17 protein-coding genes and 1 tRNA gene are annotated in these 16,223 nt (G+C 71.2%); 6 read left to right on the top strand and 12 right to left on the bottom strand.

The features are described from left to right. Positions 1 to 232: 232 nt before the first annotated feature. Both QM641_RS08385 and QM641_RS08380 read right to left on the bottom strand, forming a co-directional pair. The gene (locus QM641_RS08385; RefSeq protein ID WP_415115386.1) at positions 233 to 814 is read right to left on the bottom strand and encodes a LytR C-terminal domain-containing protein; all 582 of its coding nucleotides are present in this window, start codon (positions 812 to 814) and stop codon (positions 233 to 235) included. 9 nt (positions 815 to 823) lie between these two features. Then, entirely contained in the window at positions 824 to 1,081 is a 258-nt protein-coding gene (locus tag QM641_RS08380) for a DUF3263 domain-containing protein (RefSeq protein WP_415115384.1), read from the bottom strand. A gap of 108 nt (positions 1,082 to 1,189) precedes the next feature. Here QM641_RS08380 and msrB point away from each other — a divergent pair, with 108 nt between their 5' ends. Continuing rightward, positions 1,190 to 1,597: a peptide-methionine (R)-S-oxide reductase MsrB gene (gene msrB, locus QM641_RS08375; protein WP_415115382.1), complete on the top strand. Its 408-nt coding sequence runs from the start codon at positions 1,190 to 1,192 to the stop codon at positions 1,595 to 1,597. Further along, positions 1,594 to 2,133: a nitroreductase family protein gene (locus QM641_RS08370; protein ID WP_415115380.1), complete on the top strand. Its 540-nt coding sequence runs from the start codon at positions 1,594 to 1,596 to the stop codon at positions 2,131 to 2,133. The genes msrB and QM641_RS08370 overlap by 4 nt, the downstream gene beginning before the upstream one ends. A 16-nt stretch (positions 2,134 to 2,149) precedes the next feature. On the opposite strand, the gene QM641_RS08365 is transcribed toward QM641_RS08370, so the two are convergent. Then, positions 2,150 to 2,222 (bottom strand) — tRNA-Thr (locus QM641_RS08365). Between the two features lie 26 nt (positions 2,223 to 2,248). Next, entirely contained in the window at positions 2,249 to 3,232 is a 984-nt protein-coding gene (locus QM641_RS08360; protein ID WP_415115378.1) for a DsbA family protein, read from the bottom strand. Positions 3,233 to 3,460: 228 nt separating this feature from the next. On the opposite strand from QM641_RS08360, the gene QM641_RS08355 reads away from it, so the two are divergent. Beyond that, positions 3,461 to 4,564: an ABC transporter ATP-binding protein gene (locus QM641_RS08355; RefSeq protein ID WP_415115376.1), complete on the top strand. Its 1,104-nt coding sequence runs from the start codon at positions 3,461 to 3,463 to the stop codon at positions 4,562 to 4,564. A gap of 85 nt (positions 4,565 to 4,649) precedes the next feature. Then, complete coding sequence (locus tag QM641_RS08350) at positions 4,650 to 5,954, top strand: DUF4032 domain-containing protein (protein WP_415115374.1); 1,305 nt, start codon at positions 4,650 to 4,652, stop codon at positions 5,952 to 5,954. Positions 5,955 to 5,969: 15 nt separating this feature from the next. Here the strand turns inward: QM641_RS08350 and QM641_RS08345 are convergent, their stop codons facing one another. Then, positions 5,970 to 6,611 carry an NAD(P)-dependent oxidoreductase gene (locus tag QM641_RS08345; protein WP_415115372.1) on the bottom strand — a complete coding sequence of 214 codons (642 nt, stop codon included), beginning with the start codon at positions 6,609 to 6,611 and terminating at the stop codon, positions 5,970 to 5,972. Between the two features lie 153 nt (positions 6,612 to 6,764). Here QM641_RS08345 and QM641_RS08340 point away from each other — a divergent pair, with 153 nt between their 5' ends. Next, positions 6,765 to 8,126: a DUF2254 domain-containing protein gene (locus QM641_RS08340; protein WP_415115370.1), complete on the top strand. Its 1,362-nt coding sequence runs from the start codon at positions 6,765 to 6,767 to the stop codon at positions 8,124 to 8,126. 117 nt (positions 8,127 to 8,243) lie between these two features. Here the strand turns inward: QM641_RS08340 and rlmB are convergent, their stop codons facing one another. Genes rlmB through QM641_RS08315 form a run of 5 tightly spaced genes read right to left on the bottom strand, consistent with a single transcriptional unit; the run spans position 8,244 to position 13,675 of the window. After that, positions 8,244 to 9,230, bottom strand: coding sequence for a 23S rRNA (guanosine(2251)-2'-O)-methyltransferase RlmB (rlmB, locus tag QM641_RS08335; RefSeq protein ID WP_415115368.1), 987 nt, complete (start codon positions 9,228 to 9,230; stop codon positions 8,244 to 8,246). Then, the gene (gene cysS, locus QM641_RS08330; protein ID WP_415115366.1) at positions 9,223 to 10,623 is read right to left on the bottom strand and encodes a cysteine--tRNA ligase; all 1,401 of its coding nucleotides are present in this window, start codon (positions 10,621 to 10,623) and stop codon (positions 9,223 to 9,225) included. Before cysS ends, rlmB begins: the two co-directional genes overlap by 8 nt. A gap of 60 nt (positions 10,624 to 10,683) precedes the next feature. Continuing rightward, positions 10,684 to 11,880, bottom strand: coding sequence for a 2-C-methyl-D-erythritol 4-phosphate cytidylyltransferase (ispD, locus tag QM641_RS08325; protein WP_415115364.1), 1,197 nt, complete (start codon positions 11,878 to 11,880; stop codon positions 10,684 to 10,686). A 45-nt stretch (positions 11,881 to 11,925) separates the two neighbouring features. Continuing rightward, the gene (locus QM641_RS08320) at positions 11,926 to 13,167 is read right to left on the bottom strand and encodes an acyltransferase family protein (RefSeq protein WP_415115362.1); all 1,242 of its coding nucleotides are present in this window, start codon (positions 13,165 to 13,167) and stop codon (positions 11,926 to 11,928) included. Between the two features lie 25 nt (positions 13,168 to 13,192). After that, positions 13,193 to 13,675: a CarD family transcriptional regulator gene (locus QM641_RS08315; RefSeq protein ID WP_415115360.1), complete on the bottom strand. Its 483-nt coding sequence runs from the start codon at positions 13,673 to 13,675 to the stop codon at positions 13,193 to 13,195. A gap of 153 nt (positions 13,676 to 13,828) precedes the next feature. On the opposite strand from QM641_RS08315, the gene QM641_RS08310 reads away from it, so the two are divergent. Then, the gene (locus QM641_RS08310) at positions 13,829 to 14,293 is read left to right on the top strand and encodes a glycoside hydrolase family 30 beta sandwich domain-containing protein (RefSeq protein WP_415115358.1); all 465 of its coding nucleotides are present in this window, start codon (positions 13,829 to 13,831) and stop codon (positions 14,291 to 14,293) included. 19 nt (positions 14,294 to 14,312) lie between these two features. Here QM641_RS08310 and QM641_RS08305 read toward each other — a convergent pair whose 3' ends face one another. Beyond that, entirely contained in the window at positions 14,313 to 14,999 is a 687-nt protein-coding gene (locus QM641_RS08305; RefSeq protein WP_415115356.1) for a winged helix-turn-helix domain-containing protein, read from the bottom strand. Continuing rightward, a complete protein-coding gene (locus QM641_RS08300; protein ID WP_415115354.1) occupies positions 14,996 to 16,201 on the bottom strand; it encodes a sensor histidine kinase in 1,206 nt (401 codons plus the stop codon). The genes QM641_RS08305 and QM641_RS08300 overlap by 4 nt, the downstream gene beginning before the upstream one ends. Positions 16,202 to 16,223 lie beyond the last annotated feature (22 nt).

Raw genomic sequence — 16,223 nt, 5'->3', positions numbered from 1 at the left:
GGCCGAGCGTCACCTTGACGGCGTCGGCCAGGATGTTGAGGCCGCGCTCGAGGCCGCGACGGGCCTCCTCGTCGAAAGCGATGATCTTTGCCATGGGTGTGTCGTCCCTCCCGGACGTTGGCTTGCAGTCTTTAGCACTCGACGAATGCGAGTGCTAATCCATTCTGGCACTCGACCATGGGGAGTGCAAGCCGCCGGGCCCGGCGCGTCGGAGGCGCCTCCGCCGCAGGCCTTACGGCGAGGGTTCCGCGGTGGTCGTCCTGTCCAGCCCCACCACGATCGTCAGCTGCTTCTGCTCGCCCTCGGCGTCCGGATCGTCGGCGGGCTGGTAGACATCGCTGAGCGTGAGCTGCGCACCGCCGATCGCCTGCGCCAGCGCCCGCGCCGCGCCCTCGTCGTCCGGGTCTGCGTAGAACACCGTCGTCGCCGGGAAGTCCTCGGAGCCGGCATCCCCCGCGTAGACGGACTCTTCGGACCATCCCGCCGCGATCACGAGGTCCCGCATCGCATCGCCGGCACCCTCCTGCGGGGTCGCGTTGAGCACGAGCACGCTGTACGAGGTGTCCACCACCAGCGCATCCGGCGTCTCCACGGGCGCGACCGAGGGCACCGTCGCGGGAAACAGCGCCACGCGCCCCGTGGCCACCAGGGTCCCGAAGATCCCCGCGCCGGTCAGCACGATCGTGGCCGCGGCCGCCCACAGCAGCACGACACCGGGCCGCAGTCGCGGCTGCTCGGCGCGATGGGCTCCGACGCGCCGCACATCGGCGGGCAGATCGTCGAAACGATCCGTGGGCTCGCGCATGTTCGGCATCCGTGAATGCTACCGGCCGGAGCGCACACTCGACGTCCGCAGCGCGCGCCGGGTCTGCCTCGCCTCGCGCAGACGCCGCAGGCGATGCACGAGCATCGGGTCGTAGGCCAGCGCGTCGGTCGTGTCGATGAGTCGGTCCAGCAGCTGGTAGTACCGTGCCGGAGTGAGGGACAGCTCGCGGCGCAGCGTCTCCTCCTTCGCGCCGTCGTGGCGCCGCCAGCGCGCCTCGAAGTCCAGCAGCGCGCGGTCGCGATCGGTCAGGGGCACGATCCGACGCTAGCCGCGCCCCGCGCCGCGCGCGGCCCGCCACACCGGCCGGACGCGGGAACACGGACTCGCGAAGCCCTGTTGAATGGACGTGAGAAGGAGTCCGACATGACCTACCCCGTGGCCAAGACCGACGAGCAGTGGCGCGCAGAGCTCACCCCGCAGCAGTACGCGGTGCTGCGCCAGGCGGGAACCGAGCGCCCATGGACCGGCGACCTCCTCGACGAGCACCGCGCCGGCCTCTACACGTGCGCCGCGTGCGGTGCGGAGCTGTTCCGCAGCGGCACGAAGTTCGACTCGCACTGCGGCTGGCCGAGCTTCTACGAGTCCATCCGCCCGGAGGCGGTCGAGCTGCTCGAGGACCGTTCGCTCGGCATGCTGCGCACCGAGGTGCGGTGCGCGGCGTGCGGCTCGCACCTGGGGCACGTCTTCCCCGACGGCTTCGGCACCTCCACCGGCGACCGGTACTGCATGAACTCGGTCTCGCTCGACTTCACCGCCGAGGCCGGGGCATGACGGGCGCGCTCGAGGCGGTGCGCGCTCGCCGCTCGTGGTCGAAGGTGACGGATGCCGCGCCCACCCGCGCCGAGCTGCTTCCGCTGGTCGCGGCGGCCGGCCGGGTCGCCGACCACTCGTCGCTGCGCCCGTGGCGGCTCATCGAGCTGCGCGGCGACGACCGCGTTGCTCTCGGTCGCGCCATCAGCAAGGCGCTCGGCGAGAAGGGCGACTACCCCAAGACGATGCGCGCGCCGCTGCTCATCGCGATCGTCGCCAGCTACCGCAAGAGCGACAAAGTGCCGCGCTGGGAGCAGGAGGCCGTGGCATCCGGCGTCGCGCACACGCTGAGCCTGCTGCTGGACGAGGCGGGCTGGGGCGTGATCTGGCGCACCGGCTCGTACACGCGCTCCAAGCCGGTCGCGAAGCTGCACCGGCTGGACAAGGACGAGGAGCTGCTCGGCTGGCTGTACGTGGGCGGCAAGCCTGCGCGCGCCCGGGCGGGCCGCCGCAAGACGATCGACGCGCGTCGATTCCTCGGCAGGCTGAAGACCTGACGCGCAAAGAACACGGAGCCGGCTGCGGGACTCGAACCCGCAACCCCCGTATTACAAGTACGGTGCGCTGCCAATTGCGCCAAGCCGGCGAGGACGATCAGTCTATCCGCGCAGGCTACGGGGTCGGGGTCGCGTTCGGGTCCGGCGTCGCTGTCGGGGTCGGAGTCGCCGTCGGGGCGGAGGTCTGCGTCTTGTAGAACTCGTCGCTCGCGCTGGAGAGCACGAACTGCGAGAACTCGGCGGGATCGTCGAGCGCGCCGACGTAGGGCTCGCCGTTGACGAGGATCATGGGAGTTCCGGTGAGGGCGACGTGGTCGGTGTCCGGGATGCCGGCGACCGCGCGCTCCGTGGCCGCCCGGGCCCACGACGCGTAGCTCTCCTCCTCGATGCACGCACGCACGGCTTTGGGAGAGGTGGCGCCGGAGGCGATCGCCAGGTCGGCGAGCTCCTGGTCGGTGAAGCCGTCGGCGTCCACGGCGGGCTGGCGGCTCAGCAGCTCGTTGCTGAAGGCGAAGAACGTGTCCGGCGAGTGGCTGGCGACGCATGCGGCGGCGCCGGCGGCACGCAGCGAGTACTTCGTCCCGTTCGACTTCGCCGTCAGCATCGCGACGGGGTGATAGGCGAGCGTGATGGCGCCCTCGCCCACCCACGAGGTGAGCTGCTGCGCGTTCGCCAGCTGCCACTCGCGCGCCCCGGGCGAGAGGTAGTCGACGTAGACGCGGATCTCCACGACCGGACGCGCCGTCGCGGTCGGAGCGGGAGTCGCCTCGGCCGTGGCGGCCTCGGTCGCCGTGGTCTTGGCGACCTCACCCGAATCGGGCACGTCGGCGGCCTGCGGCAGCGACACCGACGCGGTGGTGATCGTGAACCCGTCATCGGTGATCCCCGACGGCGACAGCTGCGGGCGGTTCACGGCCGAGGACACCGTCCAGGTCACGACCACGGCCACCGCGGCCACCACCGCGACCACGCCGATCACGAGCGATACGCGTCGGACCACGCGGGCGCGGGACTGGCGCGCGTGCACCTGCTCGGCCTTCTCGCGGACCGCCTCTCGACGGTCGCGCGGAACCGGCGTGCTCGGGCTCTCGTGGGACATGGGACCTCTCGACGAAGAAGGATGCCGCTCAGTGGGGCTGGGCCGCTCGGGGGGCAGCCGTCACGATGGTAATGAGGCAGTCTGGGAAAACCCCAGACACAAACCCGGCGCGAACACTCTCTCGCGTGCCATACTGACTTCTGCAGCCCATGATGGTCTGCGGGCCTTCGGCCTCAATCCTCACTACGGATCGTCCGGCACGTACCTGCCGGTGAAGGAGAAGAACACATGGCGTCCGTCACATTCGACAACGCGGTTCGCGTCTATCCCGGGGCCACGCGCCCGTCGGTCGACAAGTTCAACCTCGAGATCGCCGATGGCGAGTTCCTCGTGCTCGTCGGCCCGTCCGGCTGCGGCAAGTCCACCACGCTGCGCATGCTGGCCGGCCTCGAAGAGGTCAACGAGGGCCGCATCCTCATCGGCGACCGCGACGTGACCGACGTGCCGCCGAAGGACCGCGACATCGCGATGGTCTTCCAGAACTACGCGCTGTACCCGCACATGACCGTCGCCGAGAACATGGGCTTCGCCCTGAAGATCGCTGGTGTCAGCAAGGAGGAGCGCGCCGCACGCGTGCTCGAGGCGGCCAAGCTCCTCGACCTCGAGCAGTACCTGACCCGCAAGCCGAAGGCGCTCTCCGGCGGCCAGCGTCAGCGCGTTGCGATGGGCCGCGCGATCGTGCGCCAGCCGCAGGTGTTCCTCATGGACGAGCCGCTGTCCAACCTCGACGCGAAGCTGCGCGTGCAGACGCGCACCCAGATCGCGTCGCTGCAGCGCCGCCTCGGCGTCACCACGGTCTACGTCACCCACGACCAGACCGAGGCTCTGACGATGGGCGACCGCATCGCGGTGCTCAAGGACGGCATCCTGCAGCAGGTCGGCAGCCCCCGAGACCTGTACGAGCGCCCGCAGAACGTGTTCGTCGCCGGCTTCATCGGCTCCCCCGCCATGAACCTGTTCCCCGTGGACCTCGCCCCCGGCGGCGTGCGCTTCGGCTCGGCGGTCGTGCCGGTCGAGGCGGACACGCTGGGCAAGGCGCACGGTTCGGAGGTCACCATCGGCGTGCGTCCCGAGGACATCATCGTCAACCCGGCTGACGGCCAGGGCCTGACGGTGATCGTCGACCTCGTCGAGGAGCTCGGCGCCGACGGCTACCTCTACGGGCACACCGACATCAACGGCAAGCGCACCGACATCGTCACGCGCGTCGACGGCCGTCGTCACCCGCACGCCGGCGACACGGTGGTCCTGGCCGCCGTGCCCGGCCACGTGCACGTGTTCGACAAGGACTCGGGCGAGCGCCTGACCGACAAGGCGATCGCCTCGGCGTAGCCTCTCTTCCACGCGATGCGGCGCGGGCGGGTCTGCTTGGACCTCCCGCGCCGCATCGCGTGATCTCCCCGAGAAAGGCGGCGACGTGCCAGATTCCTTGTCGATCACGGCCAGCAGCATCGACCCGGGCCTGCTCGCGCTGCCGTGGTCGACGCCGCTGGCGGAGTGGACCAGCACGCACATCGTCTCCCTTCCGAAGGGGATCTCCCGCCATCTGGTGCGATTCGCGAACCTCTCCGGACGGGTCGTCGCGGTCAAGGAGACCACCGCCGAGATGGCTCGCCGAGAGTACGAGCTGCTCGGATCGCTACGGCGACTCGATGCGCCCTGCGTCGAGCGCGTCGCGGTGATCGACGGGCGACGCGACGCCGACGGCTCGCCGTTGCCGGCCGCGCTCGTGACAGCTCACCTGCGCTTCTCGCTGCCGTACCGGGCGCTGTTCACGCAGGTGCTGCGACCCGACACCGCGGGCCGCCTCATCGACGCCCTCGCGGCCCTCCTGGTGCGCCTGCACAACGTCGGCCTCTTCTGGGGCGACGTATCGCTGTCGAACACCCTCTTCCGCCGCGACGCCGGCGCGTTCTCCGCCTATCTCGTCGATGCCGAGACCGGCGAGCTGCACGAGGCCGGACTCACCACGGGCCAGCGCGTCCACGACCTCGAGGTGGCGCGCGTCAACATCGCCGGCGAGATCCTGGATCTGGAGGCCGGCGGACGGCTGGAGGACGGCGTGGATGCCGTCGCGATCGCCGACGGGCTGCTGTCCTCGTACCATTCGCTGTGGGCGGCTCTGACCGACCAGGAGTCCTTCGCGGCGAACGAGTCATGGCGCATCACCGAGCGGGTGCAGCGGCTCAACGCGCTCGGCTTCGACATCGACGAGATGACCATCGACACCACCTCCGACGGCACGGTCGTGTCCATTCAGCCCAAGGTCGTCGACGCCGGGCACCACCAGAGGCGCCTGCTGCGCCTGACCGGCCTGGACGTGGAGGAGAACCAGGCCCGTCGCCTCCTCAACGACCTCGACGAGTTCCGCGCCCGCGTCTCGCGCCTCGGCTCGGACGAGGAGATGGTCGCCCACGAGTGGCTCACCCGGGTGTTCGAACCGGTGGTCAAGTCCATCCCGTGGGACCTGCGCGCCAAGCTCGAGCCGGCCGAGGTGTACCACCAGGTGCTCGAGCACCGCTGGTACATGTCGCAGGCGCGCGGGCGCTCGGTGCCGCTGGCCGAGGTGGTCGGCTCCTACGTCGACGACGTGCTGCGGCATCGGCGCGACGAGGCGACCGTGATGGGGCCTCCCACCGAGACCACCGGCATCGGCATGATCGCCGACGAGACGGACGCGGACGACGACACGGATGCCGTGGACTGGCGCGACCTCGTCTGATCGCGCCGGCGCGGCTCAGTAGCCGACCGTGAAGCGCGCCCGGCGATGCGCCGGGCGCTCGATCTCGTCGACGATCGCCACCGCGAGGTCGGCGCCGGAGATCTCCGAGTTCCCCGCGGCATCCTCGACGACGACCTCGCCCCCGATGCGATACCTGCCGGTTCGCACACCCGGCACCCACGCGCCGAACGAGCGCGGCGGGTGCACGAGGAACCAGTCGAGCCCCTCGTCCGAGGCTTCCAGCAGCGCGAGGCTGTCGATCCCCACCTGCGCCTCGTGGCGGTACTCCTCCGGCACGCCGAGGTCCCACAGGCGCGGACCGCCCGGCGCGCTGAGGCTCCCCATCGCGCCGCCGATCACGCCGAGACGTGTGGACGTGCCGGTGAGACGGTCGACGAGCCCCTGCAGCGCGTCGAGCACGCGGTCGGACATGTCGCCGCGCGGCGAGAGGGCCGAGACGACCACGTCCGCACCCGCCAGGACCTCCTCCAGCGCCGCGAGGTCGAGAGCGGAGCCTTCGACGTAGGTCGCGCCGGGCACGGGATCGGTCGGTGCCGTACGGGCGACGGCGACGACGTCGTGCCCTCGCTGGACGGCCTCGGCGACGATGTGACGACCCGCGTAGCCCGTCCCTCCGATGACGACGACGTGTGACATGCGTGTCTCCTTCCGGTGGTGTCGTGGAGGACAAGTCCGACGCGCGGCGCGCTATTCCCGGGGCCGGTCGACTCTGGCAGGATCGAGAACGTCGGATGAACACTTCGCCAACATCCGGTGAACAGCGAACGGATGGTGATGCGGATGAGCCGCATGACGTTGCACCAGCGGCGACGCAAACTCGGCGGAGAGCTGTGGGTGATGCCGCTGCTGTTCGCCCTCGGAGCCCTGGTCCTCGGCTCCGTCGTCTCTTTGGTCCAGCCGCCGCCGGACTCCTGGCTGGCGCCGCTGCTGTTCCAAGGCTCCGCAGAGGAGGCGCGTCGGCTCCTGATCGCCTGCGCGACCTCCATCGTGGGTGTGCTCGCACTGGTGGTCGGTCTCACGATGGTGGCGCTGCAGATGGCGGCGAACCGCTACTCCCCCCGGCTGCTGCGCAACTTCATCCGCGACCGCACGACCCAGCTCGTGATCGCCGTGTTCGTCGGCGCGTTCACCTACAACGCCGCGGGACTGTTCACCGTCGGCGCCGGGCACGAGAACGGGGAGGGCGAGTACCCGCGTCTTGCGGTCGCCCTCGGGCTGCTGCTGCTGTTCGTGTGCATCGCCGCGCTCGTGTTCTACCTCGACCGGATGGTCCACGCCATCCAGATCGAACGTGTCCTCACCGGCATCAGCCAGTCCGGCATCCGGAGCATCGCCGACCAGCCGCCGGGCGTGGGCGGCGACGCCGGGTCCGGCGATCTGGCGGTGGCGGCCGGTCCGCCCGCCGATGCCGTGCCGGTGCTGTCGTCCGCGTCGGGCTACATCGAGTTCATCGCACCACGCACGATCGTCACCGCCGCCGAGCGCAGCGGCGCCACCGTGCTGCTGGAGTCCCCGGTCGGAGCGCACATCGTGGCGGGCACCCCGATCGCCTGGGTATGGCCGCCGGAGGCGTGCACCGACGAGCTGCGCCACGCGATCGCCGTCGGGATCGAGATCGGACTGGAGCGCAGCCGGCGCCAGGACATCTCGGTCGGCTTCCATCAGATCGTCGACATCGGTGTGCTCGCCATCCACAATTTCGACTACAACACGGGCGTGCAGTGCATCAACGAGCTGTCCGTGCTGCTGTGCGAGCTGGCGCGCCTGCCGCTCGGACCCGTCCTCTACAAGAGCATCAGCGGCACGCCTCGCGTCATCCTCCCCGCCCGGAACTTCAACTACTACATGGACATCGCGTGCGGCCAGATCCTGCGTCGCGGCGTCGGGGAGCCCGCCGTCCTCCGGGCCCTCCTGGGCATGCTGTGCGACGTGGCCACCATCGTCGCGTTCGACGATCGTCGGCGCTCGGTCAAGCTGCGTATCCGCGAGCTGATCGAGGGCGCCCGCGAGACCGTCCACCATCCGGCCGAGCTGGCGCGCCTGGAAGCGCTCGCCGACAAGGCCCTGGCCTCCCTCAAGCCCAAGAACGCCGTGCGGCAGCGTGCCGTGGTGGCCCGTCCTCGTCCCGGCATCCGCGTCAACCTGCGCTGACCCGGCGCATGCCCCGCGGCATCCGCGGCTTCACTTGGCGCATCCTGCCGCCTGCAGCCCGAAGCGCGACCAGACGCGCCGACCGAACGCACGGCCCGGCGGCATCCCGCGTCGGCGCTACGGCGCGGCGCGGAGGGTCGCGATCTGATAGAGCGCGACGGATGCCGCGATCCCGGCGTTCAGGGACTCGGTCGCCGACGAGATCGGGATGGAGACGATCTGGTCGCACGTCTCGGTCACCAGGCGCGACAGTCCCTTGCCCTCCGAGCCGACGACGATGACCACCGGTCGATCGGCGAGCTCCAGCGCCGGAAGGGCCACGTCACCGCCGCCGTCGAGGCCCAGGACGAACACGCCCTGCTTCTTGAGCTCCTTGAGCGTCGTCGTGAGATTCGGCGCGATCGCCACCGGGATGCGGGCGGCAGCGCCCGCGCTCGTCTTCCACGCCGCGGAGGTGACCCCGGCCGAACGCCGCTGCGGCACGATGACACCGTGCCCGCCGAATGCCGCCGTGGAGCGGATGATGGCGCCGAGATTGCGCGGATCGGTGACGCCGTCGAGGGCCACCAGCAGCGGCGTCGCACCGCGCACCCGCACGTCCTCCAGGAGGTCCTGCGGGTGCGCGTACGCGTACGGAGGCACCTTCAGCGCCACCCCCTGGTGCACGCCGTCGAACCCGGCCATGCGGTCGAGCTCGGGCCGGGTGACCTCCAGCACAGGGATGCCGCGGTGGGTGGCGACGGCGAGCATCTCCTTGACGCGGTCGTCCATCTCCACACGCTGAGCGATGTAGAGCGCGGTGGCCGGGATCTTCGCGCGCAGCGCCTCCAGCACGCTGTTGCGCCCGGTCACGGTCTCGGTGTCGTCGCCGGTGCGCGGCTTGCGTCCAGCCCCGCCCCCGGAGCCGCCCGGGCGTGCCTTGCCGCCGGCGGCGACATAGCGCTCCTGGGCCGCCTTGCGCTTGCCGGCGACGTGCCAGCTGCGGTCCTCCGCCTTGGGCGTGGGGCCCTTGCCCTCCAGCGACTTGCGGCCGTGGCCGCCGGTGCCCTTCGTGGGGCCCTTCTTCTTGCTGTTGCCCGCTCCGGGCCGGCCTGGCCTAGCCATCGTCAAGACTCCAATGCGTCGCGTCGGGGGTGTCTTCCAGGACGATGCCCGCCGCCGCGAGCGCGTCGCGGACGCGGTCCGCGGTGGCCCAGTCGCGCTCTGCGCGCGCCTGCGCCCGCTGGGCGATCATCGTCTGCACGAGCGCGTCGAGCGCCGTCTCGGCCCGGGTGCCGGGTGCGCGCCAGAACGGATCCTCCGGGTTCAGACCGAGGATGCCGGTCATGCGCCCCACGCGGACGGCCGCGCGCGCGGCGGTGTCGCGGTCCCCGGCATCGAGCGCCGCGTTTCCCGCGCGCACCTGCTCGTGCACGAGCGCGAGGGCCTGGGGCACGCCGAGGTCGTCGTCGAGGGCCGCGCCGAAGGCGTCGGGCAGGTCGGCGACGGTGAGCCAGGACTTCTCGCCCAGCACGCGCGCCGCGCGGCGCTGGAACGTGCGGATGCGGTCGAGCGCGGCCTCGGCCTCGTCGAAGCTCGACGCGGACACATCCAGGCTGGAGCGGTAGTGCGCGGCGGCGAGCGCGTAACGCACCACGAGCGGGTCGCGTTCGGCGAGCACGTCGTGCGCGAGCACGAAGTTGCCGAGCGACTTCGACATCTTCTGATCCCCCACGGTCACGAGCCCGTTGTGCACCCAGTAACGGGCGAAGCCGTCGCCCGCCGCGGTCGACTGTGCGCGCTCGTTCTCGTGGTGGGGGAAGCGCAGGTCGAGCCCGCCGCCGTGGATGTCGAACTGCGCACCCAGGTAGCGGCGCGCCATAGCCGAGCATTCGATGTGCCAGCCGGGCCTGCCCGCTCCCCACGGCGAGCTCCACGTCGCATCCTCCGGCTCGCCGGCCTTGACGCCCTTCCACAGGGCGAAATCGCGCGGGTCGCGCTTGCCGCGCGGGTCGGCGTCGCCGGCCGGCTCCATCGCGTCGACGGACTGGTGGGTGAGCGCACCGTACTCCGACCACGATCGCACGTCGAAGTACACGTCCCCCGCGGCGGCATAGGCGTGACCGCGCTCGATGAGCCGAGCGATGAGCTCCTGCATCTGCGGAATGGAACCGGTCGCGCGCGGCTCATAAGTGGGGGGAAGGATGCCGATGGCGGAATATGCATGAGAGAACTCACGCTCCATGCGGTATGCGAGCGCCCACCACGGCTCCCGCTCGGTCGCGTTGGCGAGCACCTTGTCGTCGATGTCGGTGACGTTGCGCACGAACACGACCCGCCCGAACCGGTGCACGAGCCAGCGGCGCAGCAGGTCGAAGGCGAGTGCGGCGCGGAGGTGATGGATGCCGGGGCCGGACTGCACGGTGGGGCCGCACACGTACATCGTGACCTCGTCCGGATCGAGCGGCACGAAGTCGCGCAGCGTCTGCGCCTGGGTGTCGTAGAGCCGGACCGTCACCGCATCAGCCTACCGGCGCGCAAGCGCGTGCCTCACAGACCGGCGAAAACACTCCTCCGCTCACTGCGGCACGACGAGCGCGACCGCGTACGCGGCCACGCCCTGCCCTGCCCCGGTGAACCCGAGCCCGTCGGTCGTCGTCGCCGACACCGACACCGGTGCCCCGAGCGCCGCCGACAGCGCGGCCTCGGCCTCGCCACGCCGCGCCGCGAAGCGCGGCCGGTTCGCCTGCACCTGCGCCGACACGTTCCCGGCGCGCCAGCCCGCCTCGCCGAGGAGCTCGGCGGTGCGGCGCAGGAAGACGTCGGCGTGGGCTCCGGCGAACTCGGGCCGGTCGAGGCCGAAGTGCGTGCCGATGTCGCCCAGCCCGGCCGCCGTCAGCAGCGCGTCGACGATCGCGTGCGCGACGGCATCCCCGTCGGAATGCCCGGAGAGGGCCTGCTCCCCCGGCCACTCCAGCCCGGCGAGCCACAGCACGCCGTCGCCGCCGAAGGCGTGCACGTCGGTGCCCACGCCCACGCGGGCCGAGAGCGTCACCGGCGCCAGCGACGCGCGCACACCGGGGATCGGAAGCGCCGCCGTCCGGGCACGATCGAGATCGGCCGGCGCGGTGATCTTGAACGAGAGGGCGTCTCCCGGCACCGTGAACACCTCGTGACCGGCGGCCTGTACCAGCGCCGCGTCGTCGGTGAACGCGGTGCGCGCGGTGCGATAGGCGGACTCGAGGATGTCGCGCCGGAAGCCCTGCGGCGTCTGGGCGACCGCCAGCTCGTCGCGATCCACGGCGGCCAGGACGCTCCTGCCCCGCACCCGCTTGACGGTGTCGACCATCGGCAGCACCGGGAGGACGGCATCCTGTCCGCTCGCCACAGCGGCCACGACCCGGTCGAACACCTCCGGCGGGGTCAGGGCGCGCGCGGCGTCGTGGACGAGCACGATCTCCACATCGGGCCACACCGCCACAAGGCCCGCAGCGACGGACTCCTGCCGCGACGCGCCGCCGGCGACGACGGCGACCAGGTCGCGGCGTGCACCCGCCGCCTCCCGTGCATCGGTGAGCGCGTCGCCCTCCCGGCCGGCCGGGGCGACGACCACGACCTGGGCGAGCGGCCCGGCGAACACGCCGCGCAGCGCGTGCCGCAGGATGGAGTGCGCGTCGATCCCGACGAACGCCTTGGGCTCGCCGGCGCCCAGTCGCGTGCCCGAACCCGCGGCCACGACGACGACCGCGACGCGGGGCACCGGAACGACGCTCATGTCCTCGACCCTAGCGGGGCGTCCCGGTCCCGCACCGCACGCGCACTAACGACGCGGGCGGTGTCGCAGCAGCAGCACCGAGGCCGCCAGCAGCACGGCGCCGCCGATCGCGAAGACGATGCCCAGCCCCCACTGCATGACGGCGAAGGGCGGGATCAGGCCCAGCATCCATCCCGCCGCCACCGCGACCGGCCCCGGCGTCGCGCCGAGCGCACCCAACACCTCCCAGCGACCGATCACAAGCGACAGGGCGAGCACCGCGGCCAGCGCCGCGAGGAACATGAGCGGCCGCGACCACCACCACGCGGCGGACGACGGCGCGGGCGCTGCGCCCGGGATCACGAGCGTCAGCCCGGTGAGGGCGAGGATGACCGGCAGGTGCCACAGATACACCGTCATCAGACGCATCCCGAGCACGTAGACGACGCGCTGCATGACCGCAAGCCCCATCAGGCGATTCAGCGCCGGCCGGAGCAGACGGAGCACGCAGGCCTGTGCGAGCCCCAGGAGCACGAGCGGCGACGTGGGCGGGTTGAGGTTGTCGAGCATGCTCGCCGAATAGGGTCCGAGCGTCGTCAGCGGCCACAGGGCGGCGAAGCACGCCGCCGCGATCGCGACGAGCGCCGCCGAGCGCCGCCGGTCGAACCAGCCGTCCGCGTACCAGAACCCCAGCTGCTGGATGAGCGGCCAGACGAACAGCAGGTTCGCCAGACCCAGCTCGGAGATCCCCGTTGCGAACCGCGCGATGTCGACCGCGATCACCCCGACCGCGAGGAGCAGCACCGTCGCCCGCGGCATCCGCGCGTGGAGTCTCGCCATGAGCGGCACGACGGCCTGACAGACCAGGTAGGCGGCCAGGAACCACAGCGGGGTGCCGGCCCCGACAGCCGCCGCCGCGACGAGCTCAGGCGCGAGCCCGGCCGCCGTGGCAGCGCCCAGCACGACCGCGAAGAAGACGAACAGCGGCAGCGCGGGCTGCACCAGCCGGAGCGTGCGTACGCGCACGAAACCCACCGCGTCGCCGCCCCGGCGCACCCACGAGCGCCAGCCCGCTGCCGCCGCGAACCCGCCGACGACGAAGAAGAGCGGCATGACCTGACCCGCCCAGGTCGCCGCGGCGAACCACGGCTCCTGCTCCGCGGGGCGGGATGCCACGAGGCCGCCGCCGGGACCCGGACCGATCCCCACCATCAGGACGTGGACGAGCACGACGAACAGCACGCACGTCACCCGTGCGAGATCGAGCGTCAGGTCACGACGCGAGAGGTCCGGCGCACTCGAAGACATCGTCCGGCGAGCCGCCGTCACCGGTTCAGGAGGCGAGCACCTCGTCGAGCACGCCCGAGGCGTGCTCCTCGTCGGCCTTCAGCGCAAGGGCGATCTCGGACACGAGGATCTGACGTGCCTTCGCGAGCATGCGCTTCTCGCCCGCCGACAGCCCGCGGTCCTGGTCGCGGCGCCACAGGTCGCGCACGACCTCGCTCACCTTGATCACATCGCCCGAGGCGAGCTTCTCGAGGTTCGCCTTGTACCGGCGCGACCAGTTGGTGGGCTCCTCGGTGAAGGGAGCGCGCAGCACGTCGAACACGCGCTCCAGCCCCTCCTTGCCGATCACGTCGCGCACGCCGACGAGATCGACGTTGTCGGCCGGGACCTCGATGATCAGATCGCCCTGCGTGACGTTGAGCTTCAAGTACTTCTTGGTCTCACCCTTGATGACCCGGTTCTTGACCTCGATGATCGTTGCAGCCCCGTGGTGGGGGTAGACGACGGTCTCGCCAACCTCAAAAAGCATGGAGTTATATCCCTTCGGCGAATCCCAGGATACCACAGCGGGCATACGCTAGAGTTCGCTCCGGCCTCCTCGCGACGTGCGCGGAAAGAGCACGTGCGAAGGGGCTCCGACCCCCTAGAATGCAAACAACGCCGTCTGCCCCCTGGAGGATCCGTGAAACCGCGCCTCATCGCCTCGTTCGCCGTGGGCGTCGCCGTCGTGCTGGGTGCGACCGGCTGCAACATGATCGCACCGCAGGCGACGACGATCCCGTACTCCGCCTCGGACGGGGTCAACATCCCCTCCTCCGGTCCGCTCAAGGTGCGAAACGCCCTCATCGTCGCCGACGAGAGCGGCGAAGACGGCAACCTCGTCGCCGCGATCGTCAACGACACCGACGAGAAGCAGACGCTGAACATCGGCGTGAACGGCAAGACCAAGACCGTGAACGTCGACGCGCGCTCCATCGTGAGCCTCGGCGCCGACGACAAGCCGCTGCTGCTTTCGGGCATCGACACCAAGCCCGGTGCGGGCCTTGCCGTCACGTTCCAGTCCGGCGACGGCACGGCGGTCGAGTTCGCGGTGCCTGTGATCGACGGAGAGCTCCCCTACTACGAGGAGTTCGTCCCGAACAGCTGAGCCGGCCAGCGCGTTCCCCTCAGCCGTCGAAGCGATAGCCGAGCCCGCGCACAGTGCGCAGCAGGACCGGCTGGGCAGGATCCTGCTCGATGCGCGAGCGGATGCGCTTGATGTGCACGTCCAGCGTCTTGGTGTCGCCGAAGTAGTCGCTGCCCCAGACGCGGTCGATCAGCTGACCGCGCGTGAGCACCCGCCCCGCATTGCGCACGAGCACCTCCAGCAGTTCGAACTCCTTCAGCGGCATCGCGATCTCCGTGCCGTCCACCGAGACGGCGTGCCGGTCGAGGTCGATCACGACCGGTCCCGCGGCGACCACGCGCTCCTCCAGCTCGTCCACCGGCACGGCCTCCGTGCGGCGCAGCACCGCACGCATGCGCGCCAGCAGCTCCCGCGTGGAGTACGGCTTTGCCAGGTAGTCGTCCGCACCCAGCTCCAGCCCCACGACGATGTCGACCTCGCTGTCCTTGGCCGTGAGCATGATGATGGGCACCCTGGAGGTCGCCCGGATGGTGCGGCACACCTCGGTGCCGGGGATGCCGGGAAGCATGAGGTCGAGCAGCACGATGTCGGCGCCCCGCGCCGAGAACGCGCTCAGCGCGGCCGGGCCGTCCGCGGCGATCTCGACCTCGAAGCCTTCGCGCTGCAGCAGGTAGGCGAGCGGATCGGCGAGATCCGCCTCGTCCTCCACGATCAAGACACGGCTCACGACGACTCCCCTCGGTCATGGCCGCTGCGGGCCGCCTTCTTCTTGCTCTTCTTCTTGCGGCGCGGCGCGGTCGGGGACTCCGACCGCGCCGGCAGCCGCATCGTGAACGTCGACCCGTGATCGGGACGCGACCACAGCTGCACATCGCCGCCGTGGCGCTGCGCGGCGTGCTTCACGATCGACAGCCCCAGACCGGTGCCGCCGGTGCGCCGCGAGCGCGCGGCATCCGAACGGTAGAACCGCTCGAAGATGCGGGCCTGCTCCGCCTCCGGGATGCCGGGACCACGGTCGGTCACCGCGATGGAGACCACACCGTGGACGATCCGCACGCCCACCCCGACCACGGCGCCCGCGGGCGAATGCGCGATCGCGTTGGCCAGGAGATTCCCGACGGCCTCGGTGAGCACCTGCTGGTCGCCGCGCACCACGACGCCACGATCGCCGCCGCGTGCGAGCTCCACACCGGCGGCCTCGGCGACCACGGCGTGAGCGGCGATCGCCTGATCCACGACCTTGTCGACGGCGACATCGCGGTCCTCGGAGGGATCCACCGCGGACTGCAGCCGCGACAGGCTCAGCACCCGAGCGACCAGCGACCCCAGCCGGCCCGCCTCCGCCTGCAGCCGATGGGAGAACCGACGCACCTGCTCCGGGTCGTCGGCGGCCGCCGAGATCGCCTCGGCCAGCAGTGCGATCGCGCCCACGGGGGTCTTCAGCTCGTGGCTCGTGTTCGCGACGAAGTCGCGGCGCATCTGCTCCACGCGCTCGCGCTCGGTGATGTCCCGGATCACGAGCAGGGTCAGCCGCGGCGCGATCGTGATCGCGCGCGCCGTCGCGAGGCGGGACTCGGCCAGCGGCCCCTCGCCGCGCTGCACGCGCATCAGCTGGACCTCGGGGTGCTCGGCCTCCTGAGCCGCGTGGACGAGCGTGCGCAGCTGGTCGCCGGGGAGGGTGCGTCCCACCGACATGCCGTAGGGCTCGGCGGCCGGTGAGGCGGCCACGACCACGAGCGACGGATCGACGACGACGGCCGCGTCGTCGAGTCCGCGCAGCACCGCCTGCGCGCCGTCCGGCACCTCCGTGGACGCATCCACGAGCAGGCGAGCCCGGACGCGCAGAGCCAGCACGACGAGCAGGACGACGATCGCGCCGATCGACCCCCCGACGACGAGCCCCAGCAGCGCGGCCTGCGTGGAGTCCATGGTTACAGGGTAGATCGGCCAC

This window comes from Microbacterium sp. (genome assembly GCF_047605725.1).
Classification (GTDB): Bacteria; Actinomycetota; Actinomycetes; order Actinomycetales; family Microbacteriaceae; genus Microbacterium.
Note: the sequence above shows the minus strand (reverse complement) of the source record. Positions and strands in the feature narration are given on the sequence as shown.